The following is a 23605-nucleotide window of genomic DNA, read 5'->3' as shown; positions in this document are numbered from 1 at the left end:
GGTATGATCAAGGCTTTACTTGATTATAGGAATCTTTGCCATAATCAGCGTCTCCTGGCCTTCTGGTAATTATTTTCAAGGCTCCCATGGAAGTCCGCAGGTCGGTGACCCCTGCCTGAGCGGAAGCCTCTACCCCATTACTATCTGACCAGGTCCATTTATAGATTCCCCATTTGGCATTTCCGCCATATTCCCAGCCTGGACGAATAGTGGTCACTTGTTTATCATAAACGTTATTGCCATTGATCCAGACCTGGAGCAAGCCATTGGCCGAATCACCCCAGATTACGTGAACAACTACATCTATTGTCTGTGCCGCTCTTGGTATGATACCGGTCAGAACATGATTGGGGCCATTAGCATTGTTTTTGACCACAATTTCGCCTGCACTGGCATTGTACAGCCCTGCTCTGGCCACCATTAACTCGTATAAGGGTGTTTGCCCGGCTATACCGTTGTGTACTTGATGAAAAAGCCACTCGCTTGCCGGATCGATAATATAATCCTCATTGAAAGTATAGCTCCAACCGAACCATTCTTCGGTTCCGGGTTCATGTTTTATGGGCCAAGGGGCCGTACGTATTTCGGCTCTCATATTGAAGTCCCTTGTACACCAACTTTCTGTCGACGGCATTTTCGGATTTAAACGAAACACGAGTTGGTCGCCATCTTTGAATACCGATTCTTCATCACACTCGGTTGCAAAACTTAGTTCATCATTGCTAAAATTCACACCTGTGTTTTTTGAATACGAGGGCAAGCTCACATCTTCCCAACACCAAGTTTTAAGTCCGGTGTCACCGGCCTTGCCCCCATCTGTAAAACATTCGTTCGACACCACGGGTTCAGGGTCAATAACAACGGTAACGTTACCCTCGTCCGTCGTTATTGTACCGTCTTCATCGACGACCTCTGTGGTATAGGTGAAAGTATCGACCATTTCAGCATCATTATCCAAAGTTTCTTCAGCTGTGGATAAGGGCAATTGAATGTCTGGGGTATATATAATCGTATAGTCGGTATTGACCTTTATGGTACCATGATTTGGTTGCGATGTTTTGGTAATCGAAACGCTGTCTTGCTCATCAAAGCCATCGTTTGATAGAACATCAAGCACCATGCTTTTATCCGAAGGAACAACAAAGGTGTCGTCTACTACAAAACCGTCCCCAGCATGATTTTGTCCTTCATTAAGAACATGTCTAGTCAAGAGATCTTGGTCTTGCGAACAAGATAGATGAAACAAATATATAGCGATAACCAACAACACTTTTTTCGGGGATAGGGTGTTAAAATTCATTGGAAAAGTAGGTTAATAAGTAATACGATAAAATTATTTGGGCTTCAAATTGGTCTGTTTTTGATGTTAAATGGTCGAAATGATCTTTTTACTCGATGTACTGCTCTTATTATCTACGCTTGAAAATCGAATATCGCTCGTAACAATCTGTTTTTTAACAGTTTATTCGTTGAAATACCTATTATTTTAAGAAATCTACGGCTTGCCGCTTTACTGGATTGAAAAGAAGGAAGCATAATTTAAGGATGGATTATGCCAATTTTGAGGACCTAGTCGGAAAATCAGTAATTTATCGGGCAAGAAATACAGTTAGAACCTTACTTCGGTCACTTCGGATCACCGGATGATACTTTTACCTTTATTGACCAAGAAAGGAATCAGTCCGCTTGTCTGCAATTTAAGCACATGTTCGTCGGTAACCCTGTTTATGTTTATGCGAGGTAGGCTATAGGGTCTATGGAAATTTTCAGCGAACAAATTGCCAATATTGGTGCTAACGGCGGTTTTAAAACCCAGATCTTCGGTACAATTATATTCTCGTTCAGACGCATGATGCGTTTTGCCATAAGGATAGGCAAAATGCTCTATAGGTTGACCAAGCTGTCTTTCCAATTCAATTTTTGAATCAAGAATCTCCCTCTTTAAGGCTTCCGGGGGAAGTTTGGAGAGGTTGTAGTGATTTACGGTATGCGCCCCAATGGTTACCAGCGGGTCTTGATTTAAAAGGCGTATCTCATCCCAGTTCATTCCAAGTTCGGACGAATGCCGCGTCAGATCCGATTGAAAATCCTTGAATATGGCCTGCAACAATTGAAGGTGATCATCCAATGAAAAGTTCTGATGAACAAAATGTTGAATCGATTCAAATGCCTTTTCTTTCTGGTCCGAAGTCTTTGATTCGTACGAATATTGTTTTTTCTTCCAGGTAAAATGTACATTATCCCGTTCAAGCAGCATGTCCTCGAGAATGTACCACCATAAAACGGCCGTATGGTTCGGCATCCCCGTTGTTACATATACCGTAAAAGGAACCCCGTATTTTTTAAAGATCGGGTAGGCTATTTCCAGGTTGTCGCGAAAACCGTCGTCAAAAGTAAAGACCACAAATCTTTTATTATCGCAGACTTCATTGCCCAATCGTTCATCTAGCTGATCGATCGAGATAAAATTGTAATTTTTTTCGGCAAAAAATTTGATCGTACGCTCAAGATGCTCCGGGGTAACCTCAAGACTCAAATGGTTGTGAACACGTTTTTTTTTCGAATCGGGCACTACTCTATGGAACATCAGTATATGTCCGATACCTCCGTAACGGCCCTCAAATAGATTAGGTACCCCTGTAGCCGTAACGACCGGTGCAATCTTTGAGATTATCTTCTTTTTTTGGTAGGCATTCACTGTGTTAAGGGTTTTTATTTTTGGCCTATGAGGTCGTTATAAAGGTCAATATAGAGGCCAATGGCATACCCGATATCATATTCGTTCTTGATCTTGCTCTTGGTCTTGGTGGCTCTCTCGTTCATGATTTCTCGGTTTTTATAGGCATATTCGATTTTCTGTGCTAGATCGTTTACATTTTTGCTTTCAAAAAACAACACCTCATTTTCGCTTAGTACATCGGTATTTTGTGGGATGTCGCTGCAAATCAATGGGGTTCCGTTAAATGCGACTTCTAAAAGCATCATTGACATGCCTTCTATTTCAGATGGAAAAATAAAAAAATCAGCCCCTTTGATCAAGCCGTTCAGAATCTGTTGGTCGGCAACATATCCGAGGAATTTAACATTCAAGTTAGATGCCTCATTTTTTAATTTTTGAGTATAGGCCGGTAATTGCTTCTCATCGCCAGAGATTACCAGTGTACCATTGAACTTGATTTGATCCAAGGCCCTTATGAGCGTATGGCACCCTTTCAAAGGTATGATCCTCCGCGCCGCGAACAACAAATAGTTCGCGTTTACCCCATGCTTTTCAAGTATTGAATCGGCGTTTTTAACCTGATCGAGTTTCGAAATGTCAAGACCATTGGGTATAAAATTGACCGAGCGCCCATATTTGCCGCTATAGTATTTGACCTGTGATCTTGAAATCGATGTAACGGCACCTTTTGCCTTCATAAAAAACCGTTCGGCGATTCGAAAGTAGAATTTTCCAAACTTTGACCACTTATCATCGTAATACGGTATCGCGTGTGAAGTGGAGACCGTCTTGAACTTTCTTTCAAGAATCGGAAGAAAAAATGCCGCATCGGTTTTGTGAACATGGACCAAATCGTACTTGCCCTTGACCATTAGATGAATGCAACACCTCAGATAATATAAAAAGACCCCTATGCCCTTTATCGGAATTTCGGAAAATTGAATCGTCTTTACCCCTGGAATATTTTCGGCAGCCAGCTCATTCTTATAACAATAAACAGTGATGTCGAAATGATCTTTCAAACCCTTAAGCAAGCTCTCGGCGACACGACTTGTGCCCCCTTTTGATGGAAAATATTTGATTCCGAAAAAGACGATCTTCCTTTTAGACATGGCTTTTTTTGCAGATTTCTATTTGTCTAACGCAAATTTCATTCAAATATGTCATTGGTATCGGGTTCATTTCATGTACTTGGTCAATCGATAAGCGAAATGTAAAGTTTATGGTAGGCATCGATCATCTTGGCCAGACTAAAGAATTCTTCGATCCTTTGTTTTCCTTTTTGTCCCATTGCTTTGGCATCAACTACATTTTCAAGCAGATAGTTCAATTCAGATGCCATATTTTCAGGAGCACTATCCGGAATCAATATTCCAGTTTTGCCAGGTTCCACAATTTCATTGGTGCCGCCACCTATGGTAGCCACTACCGGTTTTTCCATGGCCATATATTCAAGAATGGCGTTTGAAATACCCTCACCGTGCACTTCTGAATTTGTAGATAACACTCCAATATCAAAAATGTTTATAATGGACTCAACGTCAGTTCGCGCGCCGGTAAATACAAAATCATTTGCATGATCCTTGGGTACCAAATCTTTACAAATCTCCAGATTAGGCCCTTCTCCAACCGCAACAAAGGTCACGTCGTCTCTTTGTTTCAAAACCAACAGTGCCGCATTTATAAAGGTTTTGTAATCTTTTCGGTCAAAAAAACCTCCGACCATTCCGATTACCTTCTTGGTTTCGATGCCGAGTTCTTTTTTTACTAGCTTCTTATCCTTTAGATTGGCAACACGCCCAAAGTCAAAACCATTATAAATGCAAATACCCTTCTCCTTCGGAACCCTATAAGCTTTGAGGCCCGCTAGAGAATTACCGACTACCACTGTAGAAAAAGGAAAGGTCAACTTGGCGCGAAATAATTCTTTATGGAGCAAAGTCATGTTCTTTGGTGCATCGGTAATGTTTCCGTTGATCAATTTTATATTGAGCAATTTCGATGTGGGAATTGCAAAAATCGCCGACATCGTTCCCCAACTGTGGATAAGGTCTGGCCTATATGCCTTGCATAGTTTATATAACCTATGGAATACCATCGGGTTTCTTTTCGGAACACGCTTCATGATAATGATATCAATGTCGCGATCATAGATTTCGTTGTAATGTATCTTATCCGAGAAAACTACCAATTTGAGTGATACACCGGGGTATTGGTCAAAACCTTTGATAAGTTCGACCAGTCTCCTCTCCCTACCTCCAGAAACCAGACTATCTATTAGATATAATATCTTCATTTTATGTTTTCTTTCGCATGGATAGCCGGTGCGGACCATAGAAATTACTCTTGCTCCGTCAAGCAAACCTACATCTTTATGCGTTTACCGAAATATTCCATCGACTATCTCAATTTCACCTATGTTTTCGATAAGCTTCAAATATCTTTTCTGAAAAGTCTCATAGCTAAATCCATCGGCTAGATGATCATAGCCCTTTATTCCCATTTGAGTCCGTTCTTTGGGCGATTCGATCATTTCAAATAAAAAGTTGGCGAGCTCTTGAAAATCTCCAATTTTTGCCAAAAACCCCGTTTGACCGTGCAACACCAACCTGGAATTGTCACCGGCATCGGTCGCCACCACCGGCAAGGAACAGTTCATGGCTTCCATAATTGAATTGGATATTCCTTCAAAGGTAGAGGTACAGAGATAAATGTCAGATGACTCAAGAAGCTCATAAATATTGTGGGGGTCCGTAATAAGCTCAACTTCATTGTTTAAGCCAAAACTTTCGACCAATGTCTCTATATGTTGCTGCTCAGGGCCACTTCCTACTATCCGATAGCGTAAAGAATATGCCTTTTCGGTTAGGTTCTTCAATTCCAATATCGCCTTAAGGGCCGTTTCATAATCTTTTTGCCTTACCAATCGCCCTACGCTGATAATCGAAATCGTCTTGCTCGCATTTACCGTTTGCCGCATGGGTCGCATCTCGATCCCATTGGGGACCACCATTACTTTTTTCTTAAACCCGAATTCTATAGCAGACTCATAGGCGGCATAATTATTGGCGATGGTATAATCGAGCAAGTTGTTATTAACAAATCGCAGCGCGGCATATTTCGCATAGGCAATGTGACTGTTTCGAATGCCACCAAAAATATAAGGTACACCGCAAATCTTACCGCAAATCGAGGCCCAAATGGTATCTGTAGGTAAGAATGCGAAAATAATATCGATTTTTCGTGTCTTGAGAAAGCCCTGAAATTGGTAAAATTTGCGCACCGGATTCTTTGAAAGAAAAACATGGTCAAGTCCTTCGTTATTAATTACGGTCACATGGGCCTCATAGCATGGTTTTGGATTGATGATTACCACGGTTGCGTTATGATATGGCCGCAGTGCCTTGGCCAGGAGCAAACTTTGCTTTTCGGCACCTCCCGGAGCAAGTGAATTAATAGTGATACAGATATTTTTCCTTTCGGGCATCGGTTCGTTTTCGAATTGTTTACGCGATCGTTCGATTCATCCATTTTTGTAACAATACGATACGCCATAAAAGTGCGCCATGATCTACTTGGCCATTTTTATTTTCCTCGATCAATTTCATTACTGCACAATCGTTCAAAATGTTCAATGTAGGCGTTGAATCGAGCATATCGTCAAATTCGCCATCTTTGAACCATTCTCTCAAAGGAACCTCGAAACCCTGCTTTTTTCGGTCTAAAATAGATTTGGGCAGTTTTTGGCCCATTACCTCCTTCAACAGGTATTTTACGCCTTGATCTGAATATTTTGGCATTTTCAATGACTTATCGACCTGATACATCAGCTCAACGATCCTATGGTCTAAAAATGGCGCTCGGGTTTCAAGAGAATGGGCCATACTTGTTCTATCGACCTTGGCCAACATTTGGTCGGCAAGCGAAACCTTCAGATGAAAGTAATTTAAACGATAAAAAGGATCTTTTAATCTACAATTGTACAAGGATTCTGATATGAAATCTTCTATTTGATAGGATTTGTCGTTCAATATCGATTTGACCTCTTTTGGTGGAATTTTCACGAATTTGGTAATCAATCGCTGGTCAAAGTCTAAATTGAATGAATCGAGTACCCTACCGACCCTATTGAGCTTATAACGAATATCGCCTGTAACTACGTTCCCGAGACCATCAATTAGCATAGGAAGACTTTTTTTGAGAAATCGAGGAACCCTTTTTTGATAGCCTTCGGCAAAAAGTTCACTTTGGTAGTTCGAATATCCAGCAAAGACCTCATCACCCCCATCTCCCGTCAGTACCATTTTTACATGTTCGGCCGCGCTTTCTGCCAAAAACGAAGTCGGGATCGCCGCGGGATCTGCAAAAGGCTCATCGAAGTGATATAAAATATCCTTTATTGATTTTTCCAAAGACGACTTGTCGACTATTTTTACGGCATGTTCTGTTCTGAACCGCTCAGCAATAACCTCGGCCTTTTTTCTTTCGTCAAAGGCCTTCTCGTTAAAACCAATGGTAAAGGTCTTGACAGGAAACGACGAAATTTCGCTCATAATGGCAACAATGCTCGAAGAGTCAAGACCGCCACTTAGAAAAGCCCCATAGGGTACATCGCTTCGCATACGTATACGAATGGAATCGTAAAGCAATTCGCTCAATTCGGAATTGATCTTTTTCTTGTCTTTGCGAAGATCCGTTTCACCGATATCGGGCAATTGCCAGTAAGTATGCTCACTTACTTTTTTGTCTTTTACCACCAAAAACTTTCCGGCCGGCAGCTTTTTAATCGATTTATAAAAGGTATAAGGCGATGGAACATAACCAAGAAAGAGATATAACTCTTCCATGTCGGTATCGACATCCACTCCACCCGTATAGGCCATTATACTTTTTATCTCGGAGGCGAACAAGAAGGTGTCTTTATACACCATATAGTTCAGGGGCTTCTCGCCAAGGCGATCCCTTGAAATGAACAAGTGCCGCTCGGTGGAATCCCAAAGGGCAAAAGCCCACATTCCGTTAAGCTTTTCTTGACAGGAAAACCCCCATTGTTCGTAGGCTTTGATAATAACCTCGGTATCAGAGTTCGTTGAGAACGAATGACCTAGTTGTTTTAATTCATCCTTGAGCTCAATATAGTTATAGATCTCTCCATTGAAGATAATACCGATTGTCTTTCGTTCATTGAACATGGGTTGATCGCCTTCAGCAAGGTCGATTATGGATAATCTTCGATGCGCCAATCCGATATTATCCTCAACGAAGAATCCTTCTCCGTCAGGACCCCGGTGCACAATAACCTCTGCCATCTTCTTAAGCATTTCGGTAGAAACACTGTTTTGCCCGTCAAAATTCAGAATTCCCGCTATTCCACACATTTACCCATCAAAATTTATTCATTAAGCATAGCCGTTAAACAATCGCTATTTCAGGAAGTCTCTCAAAGCCCCGGAATAGATACGATAATCAAATTTTTCCTTCGATGTTTTTAACGCATTTGCAATTACCTGCGATTCGAAATCCTTAAAGTTTTCAATGATATGTACCAGTTTGCCATACATTTGCTCCTTGTCGTCAGGAGGCACGATAAAACCGTTTACGCCATCCTTAATATACATTCCATAATCGCTTACATCTGTAACCAAAATAACCTTCTTATGGTTTAAATAGTCTGACAGCTTTGTAGAAAAACCATAATGATTCTGTAAATTATATCCTCTAGGAATCACCAATAAATCTTGTTGCGACAAAAAGGTGGATAATTCCAGTTCATTGAGGTTGCCATAATATGTAATTGCATTTTCGGCGGTCCAGTCTTTTTGGATAAATCCTTCTTCCTCCTTTGGCAACCAGCCACAAAGGTTAAGGGCAATCTTATAATTCTCTTTTTGAAGGTCTTCAATGATGCTGACAAATTCATGTAAATTCTCCTTGCTCGGTATTATCGAACCTGAAAACCCAATATTGAAAGCCCCTTGTTTTGAATATTGTCTTTTTGAAGTCTCGATTGCCTTGTACGGGTCGGTAAGTATAGGTATTCGCAGTGTATTTTTATTATACTTTCTACCATATTCTTCAATATTCCTTGAAATGCAAACGACACCTTTGAAAAATGGCATCATATAATCCATTAACCGATAAACCACCTTGTAAACCAATTTCTGCAAAGAATATTTCGGTCTTTTGAAAGAGAATGGCGCGTGAAAATCTGAACCGTACTTCTTTACCTCATTGAGTTCGTAATAAACGTTCTTTTTTTTGAAAAATATTAAGTACAAGACTGACATGAGTTCTAGAAAAAAGAAGGGATATGGATATAAAAAGAATGTGTCACCTCCCGTCTTGCCTATTGAAAATTTGTTCAAATCCCTGAGAAATGAAAAGCTCTGCAACATCTTGCGGGTCAGCTTTTTATTTTCATGAACAAAAATATTAGGTTCTAACTCAACGAAACTTTCGTCCGTCAGTTTATTTGAGCAACAACTTACCAAGTACACATGGTTTGCATCATCGGCAATGGCACTGGCATAATATCGCATTCTAGTGGCTGCGGCACTTTTCGCCGAAAAATCACAATTACTGTAAATGTAAAAATTATGATGCGCCATTTGATACTTTCCTATATTCAATCACTTTCGGGCAATCTGTTCTTTCAATGTGCTGCAAAATTGATCTGAACCTCTTTTTTATATGCGACATTTAAGTTGCTAATTACTATCTCTTTTAACAAACCTGAAATAATAAAAACACATCACGACCATATAAAGACCGCTTGCTATGACCTTGGTCGCAATCGCCCCGTTCAAGGCAAACCACTTCACTAAAACAAAGTATCCTAGAACGTTTGCCACACCTACTACATAAGCCGCGTTTCTCAACATCTTACCTTCACCTTTCGCTCCTAAAAAGCGATTGAAAAGGTCTCCCATGCCATGAAAAATAAAAGCAATTATCAATAATTTGGCAATGTTCGAGACCGCTAAATAATCTTCGGTATAAAAAGTCACGATTACTATTTCGACCAATGCATAGAACACTAAAAGAGCGGCAACCGTACTTAGTAAGCTGAACAGAAAAACTTTCTTTGGAATGGCTCTTATCGTTGCAAATTGTTTAAAAAAAATGGTTCCCATTACCGAAGGAATAATAAGTATCGGACTGCAAATGGTCAAAGCCAACATGAAAAAACCTACTTGAGTATTGTCCAAGAAATATGAAATACTAAGACCTGCGACATGTTCGGTAGCGACGCCGGCCAAACTACCATAATAAATGGGTCTGCCATTCTGTCGATTTTCGGCGAACAATCGCTTGACCAAGTATTTCTTTATACCAAAATCCGGCTTTAGTTTTATTATATAAAAAATCACTATTAATAGGCCTACACCATATGAAACCCATAAGACATGGTCCAGGTCTATGGTTATTCTTTTACTTAAGGGATAAATGATTATCAGATACGCAAGTGCGGGTATAAAACTCAGAATCGAAAGAGCATAAATCTTATGCATTCCTTTCAGTATTTCTTTCAGTGCCGTCACACCGGCAATTACCGTGACAATGAAAAAAAACAACTTGAATTTTCGGCCCAATCCATTTTCAAAAAAAACAGGTTCAATAAATGAAAAGGCGAACATTAACAGCATACCGATAACCGATACAACTAAGAAAACTAGCACAAAGAGACCAACATATTGCTGTTCTTTGGTCTTTGACCTATTTATGGCCAATAACCTTGTCAATGAAATAAAAAGTCCGACAGAAACCAGGCTCGCCACTAACGTACCAACGGTCTGGATGAATTTAAAGTCCCCGAATTTTTCAGGGCCCAAAATTCTTGAGTTGAAAATACTCACCAAAAAACCCAAAGCTATGGCTAGAATACTTCCGCCATACATTGCCGCCATTTTGGTTACTGGATTTCTTGACATGATTTGTTTTATTGCCGGTTCGACCTACCCTGTTCGCTTATAATTAACCCAACATTGCCGATTGGTCACGGTATCGCACCATTCTTTTATCCAGCCTTTTTAAGTTCACCTTTATCAATGCCATTGATTCCCATTCCAATACCAATATGCACGGCAAAAAGAACCGAAAGGTAGGAGAGAAATAAAAAAGTATTGGTCAGGTTTCCGATCAAATATATAACACTCACCAATAACGGTATGGCAAAGTATATATTTTCCCTATAGTAACTGGCATAATACATGACCGATAACAAGGCGAATAAAGAGAAGAAAACGAAGGCCGGTACCCCGTATAAAAAAAGTGTAGAAAAATACCCACTGTGCAACCCTCCCGTTTCTCCTGATGCACGCTGTCTGCTACTCGTTATTTGTAACATACCGGCATAATAGACTTCATTGTCAAAATTGCCGTACCCGAACAGCGGTTTTTTGTCAATATTGTCAAGAACCAACGAATAGTAGGCCTTGCGACCTGTAATCGGCTCATTTAATCGTTCTTTCACCAAAGAACTATTCATTATGTCTTGATAGTAAAATATAGAAAGTGAAAGTAATAGTGCTAAAGCCGATAGACCGATAACTAGTATTTTTTCATAAGCTACTCTATTGATATAGACTAAATATATGATGCTTACCAAAGCCAATATGAGCCAGCTCATACGGTGGAACGTCGTTAGAACGCCTAAAGAAAATATTAAGATCAAGAAGGTCTTCAGCCATTTTTTTTTGATCGTTGTGAATGTCCAGGCAATAGCTATGATCAGATAATAGGAATTAAAATACTCCGTATTAAAAATGCCGTTCGACCTTAACAAGGTTCCAAAAGCCGCACGATCATCGCCTATTCTTAGAAAATACGGGTCGATCACAAGCTGTGCGAAGCTGACCAAGCTAGAAATTACCGCACCTACTATAAGAACTTGTCCAACTAGATTATAAGAAGGCTTGTCCATAAATAATTTCAATCCTATCATAATGGCCAAAAATGCAAGGGTCTCGAGCATTACCTTAATGGCCTCGACCAAACCAATATTGTCGATATTCACTATTTGAGAAGCCACCAGCATAATAACATAGCCAAAGAGCGCTATTTCGAACCAAGCTACCTTTTTATCGAGTGTAAATAGCAGCTTTTTTCGCGATAACACCGTTTTTCGGATAATGAAAAAAGACAATAGGAAGAACAAAAATCGTTCTGGCCATATTTCAAACAGACTGAAACCCGGTATCCTAATCGTCAAAAGTTCATTCAAGTTACCTGTTAACAGGTAAAAAGCGATGAAAAATAATTCGAACTTATACTTTGATCCGCTTTTATAGGTCATATAAAAGGCCAAGATGGCGGTTAGCACGAAATAAATATAAAAGTGTGCGATGTTTACATCGGGCCAATTAAAATATTCATCGAAACTGGTCATAAAATCGTGTTATTCGATTGTGTAAAGGGTAGAATATAGATTTCTCTAAATTGTCAGCGAATCGGCAATCAGCTGTGGGCCACTGTTCACTCCGTACATTTTCTCATAGCCATACTTGTTCTCCTTCTCCAACGTGTCATTGAAAACGATATAGCTCTTACCATTCTTAGCGGTCTCGACCAACTTCGCAAAATCTTGTAAAAACTCTATTTTGGCAAGATTACGCCTTACCACAAACAAATTGACATCAATCAATTCTGACAAAAAAAGATAGTCGGAAACCAAGCCTATTGGTGCCGAATCAAAAATGATGTAGTCGTACATCGTCTTCAATTCTCTAACTAGCTCGTTTAACTTTTCTCCGGACAATAATTTCTGAAAGCTAATGTTCAATACCGATGTAGGTATGAAATGAAGATTGGTCAGTTGGTCATGTTCATGAATGATATCCTTTAGATTATCTATTTCACCCTGTAAATAATTAGAAAGGCCCTTACCTTCTATTTTATTGAGTTCTTTTACCAGACTAGGGTTTCTCAAATCAGCATCTATGACTATTGTCTTTTTTCCCGCTTCGGCAAGTGCTATACCCGAATTAATGGCGCAAAAGGTCTTGCCTTCTTCTGGCATTATGGAAACCACCCCTATTACGGTACTTTGCCTATTGGCATTGTACAGGCTCAGATTTGCGCTGAGGTCCCTAAATGATTCTTTGACCTTCCACCGCGCAACATGTGAATCTGGCTTATTGTTGTTCGGATCATGTGTGGCGATACAGGCAATAACCGGAATGTCGGTATGGTCTACGATTTGGTCAAGCCCATGAATTATGTTGTTGGGCGAAAACCAGACCAAATAAATCAACGGTAGCAGCACGCCCAATATCATTGCCAAGGTCAACAAGAGCATCTTCTGTGGGAAAATCGGTCCGTCACCGACCATTCTGGCTTCGTCCAAAACCCTGGTATCAGATGTGTTCTCGGCCCCTGCAATACCAGTTTTGGCCAACTCTTGACTAAGGTAGTTGAACAAATTCTCATAAAGTGTACTTTTTCTTTCAATAGTAAGCAGTTGGTTCTCCTTTTCGGGCAACGAGCTTATCAAACCATCGTAGCTATCCAACTGGGAGTTTATTCTTGCCAGGGAAAATTCAGAGGTTCTGATCGCATTATGCAGATTGTTGAGCAATAAAGAAGTAGATTCCCTTATCTGTCGCTCGATAACCTTCATTTCTTCATTGTTACTGGTAACAAAAAACTTCTTTTTTGATTTTAATGCATAGAGCTCTTTTAGTTCAATAATATTATCGTTGATAAGAGGATCTGCAATTCCCGCTGCGGTAGGTATTACAAAATCTTCCCCTATTAGGTTGTTATTGACATTCTGTATAAGTTCATTATAGTATTTTATGTCGAGTTCGATCTTGGCCTTTTCAACTTGCAAGTTCGATGTACGACCTAAGGCATTATTCGCCGTTGCTCCCAGATCAAGTGCCCGCTTGTCCCTTTTGAAAAGTTCTAGTTCGGCTTCCATTTTAGAAAGTGAATCAGAGACGATCTTTAATTGGTTTCTAATAAAAGATTCCTTGGTAGAGGCAATGTTATTTCTTGAATCCAACTTGCTCTGCACGTAATTTTGAGTAAGCCGCTTAAGAAAATCCGCCTCTTTCTCAACTAGAGGTCCTTGCGAAGTAACCTTAAGGATGCTAGCCTGCAAGTCGACATTTTCAACTTTCAGTTTGGCTATATAATCATTGGCCAACGCATCTAAATCGCGAATATTGAAACTAAGGTCGCCAAAATCAGCAAGATTGATGCGGTCGTCCGATTTCTGAACGGTAAGGTCAAAATAATCGTTACTGATTCTTTCCCCGAATGAAAATTGACCCGAAAAATCCAAATTTCTGTTTATTGCAATGGACGACCCTTTAACAGGGTCTGAAATTGCATATTCGCTGGCCTCAATCGACAATTGGAATTTTTCATTCGAAAGAATCTCGATAAAGATCGGCGTTCCAATGAGTTGGGGCTCCGATTTGGTCAGTTTTACCTGAATTGGAAAATGGCCGTAATGTTCTTTTTGCTTAATCCAATTCTTAGAGTGATAGGTAACATCAAATCCCAAATCGTCCAAAGTCTGTTTGACAAGATCATATGATTGAATAATGCTTATCTCGTTATAAAGGTTTTTCTCCATTTCAATAAGACTCACCCCGCCATCGACATACTTACTATCGCCCAAAACGCGATTACTACCCGACGAATCTATTAATAGCGATGTCGCAACTTCATATTTAGGAGTAGCAAGCATGATATAAACAAACGCAAGCAACATGAAAAAACCAATGCTCATAACAAAAAGCCATATATTTTTATACATCTTTTGTAAGAACACCTTCATATTGACCTCTTGTCGAGGATTTGAATTCTTATCTTTCATAGTTAAAGATATTATGTTGTTTCGGCGTATTTATGAAAGTTTCGGCATTGATTTATTGCGTAGTAAAACTTAACACCAATACCGTTGTGGTTATTGCGGACAATACAAGCGAGAACAGCCCTAAATTCTTTTGGGTAACACTTGGTTTCGACGATTCTACATATATTACATCGTTAGGGTGCAAGAAATAATAGGGCGAATGGATTATAGATGGAGAAGTTAAATCAAGATTAACTACCTTGGATGCACTTCCGACCTGTCTGATCAATTTTATATTTTCTCTTTTGGCGGAAACATTTAAATCTCCTGCCGCACTTAGCGCCTCGAATATATTGGCTTGAGTATTGTAAATATAATTTGTGCCCGGATTCTTGACATCGCCCAGCACCGATATCTTAAAACTGGTAAGTTTTACCGAGACTACTGAATTCAAAAGGTATTTGTCAATTTCCTTTTGAACCTTTTCGGTAATCTCCTCGACCGTAAGATCGCTTACTTTTATGTCTCCAACATTTGGCACATTGATCATACCATCGCTATTGACAGTATAGCCCTCAATGAACAAAGATGCGGGATTGGGTTCGATATTTCGATTATTGGCGGTTACATTATTAAAAAAGTTGGACTGCTCTGAGTCTCTACTTTTTACCTTGATATTCAAAATGTCGTTGGGCTGCACCTTATATTCTACTTGAATAAGTGGCACGCTATAAGAGTTTTCGGCACTTTGAATATAATTTAGTCCTTTCGTGGTATAGCACGAAGACACAAGTAATAGTAGTGTCAAGTGGATAAGCCAGTTAACCCTTAACTTTTTAAATGTTCCATAGAATTGGTCAATTCGAGATCCGGATTTTTTCATCTGTAGATTAATTTTAAACTGAGCGTTTATTTTTTCAAATAAGATTTGTTCAATATTCTTCTTTCCAATTTACTGTTTAGAAAGCCTTTTTGTGGTGCTGGCCGAACAGTGTCAGGTAAATAATTTTTATGTCCAGCCAAAAACTCCAATTTTCGATATACCACAGGTCATGAGTTATGCGCTCGTTTTTTTGCTCATCGGTCACCGTCGGCCCCCTCCAGCCGTTAACTTGGGCCCAACCCGTGATTCCGGGTTTAATATAACTTCTGACCATATAATCGTTTATACTTTTTCTAAAATCGAGCTGTAGATTAACCCTATGCGGCCTGGGTCCGATTACGCTCATATTGCCTTTAAGCACATTGAAAAATTGAGGTAGCTCATCTAAATCAGTCTTTCTTAAGAATTTTCCTATGCGGGTTATTCTTGGGTCATTTACAACGGTAGATTTGTTTCCGTTCATCGGATTATCACAAACCGACATCGTTCTGAATTTGTAACACTTGAACGTTTCACCGGCTTCGCCTTTACGAAATGGCTTGTATAGAATAGGACCGCCCGAATCCAAGAATATAAGTAGGGCGATAAGCAAATAAATCGGGGTACATAAAATGATTATGAACAATGCAAAGCAAAAATCAAATAACCGCTTTAATATGGTCATACTAAAATTGTCAAGTGGAGATTGACGCAATTTAAATACGGCAAGTTCTCCCATGGTAACGGCCTTGTAATTCTTTGACATCAGCAATGGGTTCTCTGGAATCAGTTTGACCCTTACACCAAAGCTATCGGCGATCTTTACCGATTCTACAATTTTATCGTGCTCCATATCCGACATCGAAATGAATATTTCATCGATGTCGTGTTCACTAAATACCTGTGTCAATCGGTCCAAGCTGTCGACCAGACGCAAATCAAAAAAGCCTTTAGGTGCCTTAATGCCCGCCTCTAGATATCCGATAACATTATATCCATATTGAGCCATGGCATTAACAAAACCTTTAATGTTGCCATCACTGTAACCTTGGCCAACAAGTAAGGTGTTCGAAAACAAATGAGCGCCCTTTTTCTTTAAGTATTTCAATAAATACTTATGGCTAATGAGGTTTAAATATGAAAAAATGAAAATTGGAATGATAAAGGTCGAACGATTAAAATATCTGATTTTCAGAATTATAATTAAAACAGATACGAACCCGACAAAGAAGAACAAAGAAGTGATTATGCTTTTAAAATAGCCATAATCAGGGTTAAAGTAAAACTCGTTGTCCCTAATATAAAGTATTATCAATAGCCAGCTAAAGTTATAGATGACCAATAAAACTAATAATCTTGAAAGAAAACCAAAATCGACAAGCGAGAATTCGGGAACTCGAAAGTATAGATATAATACAAGCACCAAGTTCATAAGTATGAATTCAAATGCCAATAGGTTAATAAGAATAAATCTATTTTTTGAGTTCATTATAGATCAACAGTAATTTTATTCATTTATTATGCGCTATATCTGTTCGCTTATTTTTTCAATTAAACCCTGTCCATGTTTGGCGTTACAAACTATGGGATCCGTATACTGATATCGCTCTATTAAATCAATGGAAAATCAGGGAAATGTAATCGGTTTCAACTATTTGGCCGAACCCGGTCATATTTGCTAAGGTGAATCACATAATTTGAAACCCTATAGTTAATGCAATGATCGAATTCACATTCGAACAACAAATATGTTCTAGTCTTGATAGCTTCATTGGTTAGGTTTAGCAATTAAGATTAATAATTCTCGAAAATAGCCTTAATCGAACCAACCGACCTAAAAATCTAGATTAAGTACGCAAATATCGTTTTAACTACATTCCACAATGAATGATGACTACAATTTACCGATGAAGCCTTGTAGTAATGGCTTTAGGAGAAATCGAAGCATCGCAGAATCGCTATGACCAAAATTTATTTATGGATTGAAAAAACATTCAAATAATGAAGTTTCGCAAAATATTATCGGATTACGTTATAAGGGCCAGGGTAAAATTCTTACCGGGATTCAAAAAGTTTTGGCTCAACCCATAGTAAGGCAATGGCCACTAAGAAAACAAGGAAAAACCAAATATTGTCTATAGGGTCAAGTACCATTTTTTTCTCAAACCTCGAAGCATTATGTGCAAACTTTCGTTCATTCTGCTCGATTTTTTGGGCTATTCTTTTGGTATTCCACTGATTGGAATCAAGAACAAAAAAATTATGGCTCGATGTACTGTCACCAGCGATTGTCAATTGATTCCAGCCGTGATTTCTTGGATAAACCGTTCCCATCCATAGATCTGGGAAATCCGGATGCTGCTTCAAGGGAATTTGAACATTATCCCTTTCAAATAGTGCTGGCGACGATTTAGTCGTTCGTAATTTAAAATTAAAGGGATGGTGCTCTTCAGCGAACATTGTTTCTGATTCAAATTCTGTTGTAATGACCTCTTTGTTGGCAATGGCGCCGATAATCTCTGTCCAGAATTGTTTGTAGACGACACTGTTACCTTCTAACATTAGTCGATAGGTATCCCGTAAAACGGTTGAACCCACCCTACCTTTGCCTATTCTTTTGTAAGCGGATAGAATCGATCTTTTAGAAACCTGAACCGGCTCAACTAAAAAATCATCCCTTATTCTATAGGGGTAGATTCTAAATGTATTCTTCGGCCATCGAGAAAATGAAACTTCAGTTGTTGTTAATCTATCATAATTAAAGTGGGATTTGCCTTCCGACAATTGAAAAAAACTGGCATTGGGTTGAATGAAAATTCCAAGGCCATCATCTTTCACAGCGTTAATAAGTGTTTGAAATGATCTTGCGGAAAAGTTCACATAAGAATCGGTATCGATCAAAACGACGTCGAACTTTCGCAAATTTTCACGGGAAAGTTCATAAATAGGAGTCCGTTCACTATTAAGGTATTCAAACTTATATCTACCCTTGGTCATTTGGCTTCTTACCAATACCTTATGCCCCATTTCGGCAAGAAAATTCTTTAGATATTTTGACTCAAAGGTCGGGAAGCTATTGATTATCATTATTCGCAACGGATCCTTCCTCACAACCGAAATCGGAACAGGTTCAGAATTAATTTCAAGTCCCGTAGAATCTTTTTCGATCAATTGATACACAAAATCTCCCGAGATTTTTAAATCGACCGAAAACCTGAACTGCTGTGAGTGAACATCATCCAAAAAAACAGAATCGAGCACCGCACCCCCCGGTTCTTGTATGATTATTCTATTTCCTTTTTTGGGGTTTTGATACAACCCTTTGATTTCTAAATTATTACCAATTGTATTTTGTACATCATACTTCAATTTTACAATACCTTTTATTGGCTCGCCCCCCAAGTAGGTCACGGGGATTTCTTCAAACTGCCATAAATCGAACGGCTCAAGGCCGTGCCCCAACACAAATAAAGAACTAACGGAGTCCAACTGCCTTTGCAGGGACCGATTCTTCGAATAAATGATCTTTTTGATATTTTTATTTCTTTTTTCCAAGCTATCCAACCTAGAGTTGTCGGCCCCTTCCGTTATCAATACCGCCAGTCCCGTTTCAAGTTCATGTCGAAGGGCTGGCCTCAGAGCGATCAATGCCAATGATACTATTGCCGATAATGCTAAGAAAATCTTGAAAGACAACCTCTTTTTTGAAGAATCGGGCCATTCCTTCCAAACGAAGAACAAAAAGATAAAAACCGCGCTACTTATCACGGGCCAGAACCATGGTTCGTTTAAGAATACGAAACTATTAGTCATAGGTTTCCAATTCTTTTAAAAGCAGATTGTCAAGGTCATTGGTGAAAAGCGCGCCGCTATCAGTGTAAGGGTCAGACCGCGGAATCACGGAAAACAGTCCTTCTTGCACCCTGTTCAATAATCCTTTGGTTATTTCAATATCCTCAGTCAACCATTTCAGGCCTTGCAGGGTACTCAAATATTTGCCGGGTTCTTCAATTGCCTTGCCGGCCAGTTCATTACTGGCCATCTTAAATAAAGATCTGTCGTTCTGCGAAATCGCAATATCACTGTTTTTCAATTTTTCAATAATCTTGATAGCTTCACGAATATTAGGATATACCGGGGTGATTTCTAGTTCAGCCTTTTTTTGAAAAGTATTGACTTCGTCAATATCACCCGTCAATCGTACTTCCTCTTTTATGGGGGGAGGGTCGAAACCGATGCGGTGTACATAAATACGTGCACTGTTCTTGATTTCCTGAATCAATTTTAACGCCTTGTATTGATAGGGCAACGACTTTTCGGGCGTATACAAACGTAAATGAAGTTCGGCATCCCACATTTCGGCCATGGCCTGTTGTAACTTGCTTTTCAACGACTGCGTGAACAAGGTCGATTCTTCAGGGTCATCATGATTGTGCAGGTAATCGTGCAAAGGATCTCCCTTTACATTTTCTTCATCATCCTCTTCATGTTCGTGATCTACAAGATTGTGCTCGTTATCACCATCGTGGTCATGGGTGAATTCAGCCAAGGGGTCTTCGGTATCGCTATGGTCATCATCCAAGGAAGGTTGCCCTCCTTGAATTCCCGAATCGGCCTCATCACCCATAAACTCGCCATATTTTAATCGTAGGGCCTTTTGGTCAAAACCCAGTTCATTGCTTGTGGAATTAAACTCGTGTTCGGTCAATTGCCCCTTATCGGCAATCAGTTTTTCGGTGTCGATGATCAACTGTCGCTGACTACGAAAATAATCGGGCATCAAGTCGGCGCCCATAGTGCCTTCTACCGCGAAATGATTTGAGACCGTATCTTTGATTACGGCAAAAAATGTTTCACTACGACTGGAATTGGCCGTGGGACGCTTGGTGTCAAGCACCTCAACATAGAAATAGAGCTCATCGCCGGGTTCCATTTCAAGCATATCCAAATCTATTTTTTTTGATAATTCAAGACTTTTTTTACTTCCTATGACCTCTGTGTCGAAAGCCAACTTCTCTTCACGGAACTTGACCGATTCCCCAGAACCTTTGCTGACGGTCGCAATTATTTCCGCTGCGGCAATGCCATAATCGTCATTGATCAAGGCTGTCAACTTCAAATGCTTCGATTCGGCGAATTCAAATGCTTCGAATGGCTTAATACCTTGTATTTCAAGGGATGGAGGCTGATCGCGGATAACCTCCAATGCATAAAGGTCGGAAGCATAAGTACCCCCTCGCGCATCCGTAAAACGGAAGTTATAAAACCCCGGTTCCTTCAAAGTCGAGGATTCTATGTAAAACCCATCGGTCAATCGCATGAGACGGTTTTTATCGTTCGTTTCAAGAATTACACTATCTACCTGAGAATCGAATTTGATGTTCCAGGTCAAACGGGATCCTTCCAAAGCCCTGATATTCATATTTGAAGTAGTCACAGGCCTTTTGCCCGTATATGATGGATAGCTTATGATCACCTTTTGGCTTTCTACTTTTGGCCGGAGCGTTTCAACGGCCAAAGAATCGACCGGTCGAAAGTCGATAATCCCATTTTCAAAAGCATCTCTTTTTGTGGACCAAAGGCTCTCTGCAATTCCCGACTTAGAGAACAAAAAACCTATACCTATGCATAAAAAGGCCGCAATACTTGCCCTTTTGAGACCTTTTATGGGTAATATGGAGCTGTCATTGCTTACCAGTGTACGAAGCACTTTTTGACTTTGCAGTCTTGCCAAACTTGAAAGCTGTTCAGGGGGCTGCAATAAAAGGCTCGAGCTGTGTTCGACTGATTTCATTTTTTGATCGATGTAACTGGCCAGCCTATTCAATGTCGATCGCCATGGTTTTTTTATCACGGTCAATATCAACAACAAACAAAAGAAAAGGCCCAAAGTCCAGATCCAATTGAATCCGAGAAAGTAACAGAGTATTGTTGGGCCAATTGCGTACAATACTATTTCTAGGAACAACCGTAATTTCCATCTATTATGCAATGCTATCAATATCTCCTTTCCCGATTCTTTCATTGCCCTCGGTATTTTGATATAATTCGTTCCCCAATGAGTAGTACGGCGAGTAGGCCCCATATCCATGGGGATAGGTCAAGCAAATGAAAATGTTCCTTCTTTTTTGGAGACACAATTTTAGTCGGTCGGAGTTCGTCCAAAGCCAAAGTACGTCTATCAAAGGGCAATATTTTTTCCTCCAGATCAAGATGAAGGTCAAGAGTAGCGATCAATTGTTCCGCTAAATGGTCTTTAATTATGTTTTCGGAATTCAACGGTCTTGTCAAATGAAAAACATTCTTCACCATCGCAGGAACTATAAGCTCATTTGCCAGATCGTCGGGGCGGTACAAAAGAATTCTTCCCGAATTTTTGGGCGTTGGCTTTCCGCTGAGCCAAACAAGATATTCAAAATCGGTGGAATCAATGGTTCCTGTGATTTTTTCGGAATGTATTTCTATTTTCTTGTCCAGATACTTGTCGATGGCCCTAAAAGCGGACTCCAGATATTTCATTTGATCCGAGAGGCTATCCTCGTAAAACAGATGGACACCAATCGATTCTTTTTTGAGCAAAGGCAGTATTATCTGTCCAGCACTTAAAGTTATTTCAACACTATCATTTTTGGAATCAATCTTTAGTTGGTCACTGTTCCTTGACAGTATTTCTTTTTCAAAGGCCAGATGCCTGTGATTGCCGTTGACCCTTAATAGCGATATATCGTCACCATCAATAGCAGCTTCGACCACTCCGTCTGAGGGTTCATCCGTTTCAAAGAGAACCCATCTCACATTAGCCCTTATTTTTGGGCGCATTCCCTTAATACCTTTTTGAAACCCACGAGTGAAAACCACCATACTATCCGATGGTAGGTCTTCCATTTCGTAGGCCAATTGCCAGTAATTTGGAGTATTGTGCGTGCCACTCCCCGAATCGGCATTTTCCAACACAGGAAATCCCGATTGAAACGATCTAACACTGTTTTCCGGAAGCGAATCCAGCAAAGCACCGATTTTAGAATGAGTCAATAAATAAGGTTCGACGAGATACGTAATGGCCGTATGCTGAGAGTTTCCCTTGATTCTGGGCTGCGCCATTAAAAAGGAAAGGAGAACGAGAATCAACATTCGCAAAATCAGCAACCATATTTCGTTCAATTTTATGCTATTGGTCTGTTTAGGATTTAAGGATTCCAAAAAACGGATGCTACCTACTTTGATTACAATGACTTTTTTTCTGCTCCACAAGTGTATGGTTATCGGAACGAGAACCGACAAAAGTGCCCAAAGATATTTAGGGTCAAGAAAAGTCATAGCAATCTACTTCGCTGTTTTAAAAAGACCTGTAGGGTATCGCCAATGGGTTCACCCAAATTGAACAAATGATATCCTATGCCATTTGACCACAAGAGTTCTTTGGTATCGGAAATCATCAAACCCAATGCGCTCAAATACTTTGCTTTGGCCTCCTTGGCATCAACCCTAATACGCAAACCCGTTTCCAGGTCTTCAAAAATCGCCGGGCCAGAATGGTTGAATTCAAGCTCTTTTTGCCCCATTATATGCATTACGACAACTTCATTTCTAATCGTCTTCAAACCCTTGATCATGGTCATTAGCTCCGTATTATGCTCATACAGGTCGGTAAAGAAGAGAATTAGTTCTTTGCGGCTTCGGTCATGTAGTTTATCGATTGTCATGGAATTATCGGGCCATTTTCCTTTGACCTGTAATCGAACCAATTCGTGGAGTATACGATTGAAATGCTGTTTCCGAACGGTCGGGTTCAAACCGAAGATGTTCTCATCATTGACCGTGAAAAGACCTACGGCATCTCCTTGTTTTTGTGACAAATAGGCCAGTGAGGCTACCAAGACCCTTACATGATCTATTTTTGATAACCCGTTCTCTTCGTGGGCCATAGATTTGCTGGTGTCGAGAATATATTTTACCGAAATATGTGTATCGATTTCCGATTGCTTGATATAATACCTTCCCGAACGGGCCAACATTTTCCAATCCAACAAACGCATATCATCACCTTGTTCATAACCCCGATATTGGCTGAATTCAAGTCCCGCTCCTACCCTCCTACTACGATTATGTCCCGAGAGATACCCCTCAACGATTATCCTTGCTATCAATGATAAGCCGGAAACGCTGTTAATAATATCGGGTTTCAATAACTGATGGTAGTCTTGCTTCACTTTACTAA

16 protein-coding genes are annotated in these 23605 nt (G+C 39.9%); all 16 read right to left on the bottom strand.

Annotation, left to right across the window (positions count from 1 at the left end; genetic code table 11):
* Positions 1-7 precede the first annotated feature (7 nt).
* The 16 genes from ACEZ3G_RS09180 to ACEZ3G_RS09105 all read right to left on the bottom strand — a co-directional run bounded on the left by ACEZ3G_RS09180 (position 8) and on the right by ACEZ3G_RS09105 (position 23597).
* Positions 8-1210: a heparin lyase I family protein gene (locus ACEZ3G_RS09180; protein WP_432425192.1), complete on the bottom strand. Its 1203-nt coding sequence runs from the start codon at positions 1208-1210 to the stop codon at positions 8-10.
* A gap of 426 nt (positions 1211-1636) precedes the next feature.
* Positions 1637-2698, bottom strand: coding sequence for a polysaccharide deacetylase family protein (locus ACEZ3G_RS09175; protein WP_432425191.1), 1062 nt, complete (start codon positions 2696-2698; stop codon positions 1637-1639).
* Positions 2699-2712: 14 nt separating this feature from the next.
* The gene (locus ACEZ3G_RS09170) at positions 2713-3831 is read right to left on the bottom strand and encodes a glycosyltransferase family 4 protein (RefSeq protein ID WP_432425190.1); all 1119 of its coding nucleotides are present in this window, start codon (positions 3829-3831) and stop codon (positions 2713-2715) included.
* Positions 3832-3914: 83 nt separating this feature from the next.
* Entirely contained in the window at positions 3915-5015 is a 1101-nt protein-coding gene (locus ACEZ3G_RS09165) for a glycosyltransferase (protein ID WP_432425189.1), read from the bottom strand.
* Positions 5016-5099: 84 nt separating this feature from the next.
* Positions 5100-6206 (bottom strand): glycosyltransferase, encoded by a 1107-nt coding sequence (locus ACEZ3G_RS09160; RefSeq protein ID WP_432425188.1) that lies wholly within the window; start codon positions 6204-6206, stop codon positions 5100-5102.
* Between the two features lie 19 nt (positions 6207-6225).
* Complete coding sequence (gene asnB / locus ACEZ3G_RS09155) at positions 6226-8097, bottom strand: asparagine synthase (glutamine-hydrolyzing) (RefSeq protein WP_432425187.1); 1872 nt, start codon at positions 8095-8097, stop codon at positions 6226-6228.
* A gap of 45 nt (positions 8098-8142) precedes the next feature.
* Entirely contained in the window at positions 8143-9348 is a 1206-nt protein-coding gene (locus ACEZ3G_RS09150; protein WP_432425186.1) for a glycosyltransferase, read from the bottom strand.
* A gap of 78 nt (positions 9349-9426) precedes the next feature.
* Positions 9427-10650, bottom strand: coding sequence for a lipopolysaccharide biosynthesis protein (locus tag ACEZ3G_RS09145; protein ID WP_432425185.1), 1224 nt, complete (start codon positions 10648-10650; stop codon positions 9427-9429).
* Positions 10651-10736: 86 nt separating this feature from the next.
* The gene (locus ACEZ3G_RS09140; protein ID WP_432425184.1) at positions 10737-12107 is read right to left on the bottom strand and encodes an O-antigen ligase family protein; all 1371 of its coding nucleotides are present in this window, start codon (positions 12105-12107) and stop codon (positions 10737-10739) included.
* Positions 12108-12152: 45 nt separating this feature from the next.
* The gene (locus ACEZ3G_RS09135) at positions 12153-14546 is read right to left on the bottom strand and encodes a GumC family protein (RefSeq protein ID WP_432425183.1); all 2394 of its coding nucleotides are present in this window, start codon (positions 14544-14546) and stop codon (positions 12153-12155) included.
* Positions 14547-14598: 52 nt separating this feature from the next.
* On the bottom strand, positions 14599-15408 hold the full coding sequence (locus tag ACEZ3G_RS09130) for a polysaccharide biosynthesis/export family protein (protein ID WP_432425182.1): 810 nt from the start codon (positions 15406-15408) through the stop codon (positions 14599-14601).
* 76 nt (positions 15409-15484) lie between these two features.
* Positions 15485-16819 (bottom strand): exopolysaccharide biosynthesis polyprenyl glycosylphosphotransferase, encoded by a 1335-nt coding sequence (locus tag ACEZ3G_RS09125; protein WP_432425181.1) that lies wholly within the window; start codon positions 16817-16819, stop codon positions 15485-15487.
* Between the two features lie 623 nt (positions 16820-17442).
* Positions 17443-19200, bottom strand: a complete 1758-nt coding sequence (locus ACEZ3G_RS09120) for a hypothetical protein (RefSeq protein ID WP_432425180.1) — start codon at positions 19198-19200, stop codon at positions 17443-17445.
* The gene (locus ACEZ3G_RS09115; protein ID WP_432425179.1) at positions 19193-21412 is read right to left on the bottom strand and encodes a DUF4175 family protein; all 2220 of its coding nucleotides are present in this window, start codon (positions 21410-21412) and stop codon (positions 19193-19195) included. The genes ACEZ3G_RS09120 and ACEZ3G_RS09115 overlap by 8 nt, the downstream gene beginning before the upstream one ends.
* Positions 21409-22704 carry a BatA domain-containing protein gene (locus ACEZ3G_RS09110; protein ID WP_432425178.1) on the bottom strand — a complete coding sequence of 432 codons (1296 nt, stop codon included), beginning with the start codon at positions 22702-22704 and terminating at the stop codon, positions 21409-21411. The genes ACEZ3G_RS09115 and ACEZ3G_RS09110 overlap by 4 nt, the downstream gene beginning before the upstream one ends.
* A complete protein-coding gene (locus tag ACEZ3G_RS09105; protein ID WP_432425177.1) occupies positions 22701-23597 on the bottom strand; it encodes a DUF58 domain-containing protein in 897 nt (298 codons plus the stop codon). Before ACEZ3G_RS09105 ends, ACEZ3G_RS09110 begins: the two co-directional genes overlap by 4 nt.
* Positions 23598-23605 lie beyond the last annotated feature (8 nt).

Origin of the sequence: Meishania litoralis (assembly GCF_042611095.1) — a bacterium.
In the GTDB taxonomy this organism is placed as follows: Bacteria; Bacteroidota; Bacteroidia; order Flavobacteriales; family Flavobacteriaceae; genus Meishania; species Meishania litoralis.
Note: the sequence above shows the minus strand (reverse complement) of the source record. Positions and strands in the feature narration are given on the sequence as shown.

What these genes read in the sequence shown, in the direction of transcription:
- asnB (WP_432425187.1), bottom strand. Translation starts at nt 8,097, where the DNA reads ATGTGTGGAATAGCGGGAATTCTGAATTTTGACGGGCAAAACAGTGTT.
- ACEZ3G_RS09135 (WP_432425183.1), bottom strand. Translation starts at nt 14,546, where the DNA reads ATGAAAGATAAGAATTCAAATCCTCGACAAGAGGTCAATATGAAGGTG.
- ACEZ3G_RS09170 (WP_432425190.1), bottom strand. Translation starts at nt 3,831, where the DNA reads ATGTCTAAAAGGAAGATCGTCTTTTTCGGAATCAAATATTTTCCATCA.
- ACEZ3G_RS09145 (WP_432425185.1), bottom strand. Translation starts at nt 10,650, where the DNA reads ATGTCAAGAAATCCAGTAACCAAAATGGCGGCAATGTATGGCGGAAGT.
- ACEZ3G_RS09115 (WP_432425179.1), bottom strand. Translation starts at nt 21,412, where the DNA reads ATGAAAGAATCGGGAAAGGAGATATTGATAGCATTGCATAATAGATGG.
- ACEZ3G_RS09140 (WP_432425184.1), bottom strand. Translation starts at nt 12,107, where the DNA reads ATGACCAGTTTCGATGAATATTTTAATTGGCCCGATGTAAACATCGCA.
- ACEZ3G_RS09110 (WP_432425178.1), bottom strand. Translation starts at nt 22,704, where the DNA reads ATGACTTTTCTTGACCCTAAATATCTTTGGGCACTTTTGTCGGTTCTC.
- ACEZ3G_RS09130 (WP_432425182.1), bottom strand. Translation starts at nt 15,408, where the DNA reads ATGAAAAAATCCGGATCTCGAATTGACCAATTCTATGGAACATTTAAA.
- ACEZ3G_RS09120 (WP_432425180.1), bottom strand. Translation starts at nt 19,200, where the DNA reads ATGACTAATAGTTTCGTATTCTTAAACGAACCATGGTTCTGGCCCGTG.
- ACEZ3G_RS09160 (WP_432425188.1), bottom strand. Translation starts at nt 6,206, where the DNA reads ATGCCCGAAAGGAAAAATATCTGTATCACTATTAATTCACTTGCTCCG.
- ACEZ3G_RS09125 (WP_432425181.1), bottom strand. Translation starts at nt 16,819, where the DNA reads ATGAACTTGGTGCTTGTATTATATCTATACTTTCGAGTTCCCGAATTC.
- ACEZ3G_RS09165 (WP_432425189.1), bottom strand. Translation starts at nt 5,015, where the DNA reads ATGAAGATATTATATCTAATAGATAGTCTGGTTTCTGGAGGTAGGGAG.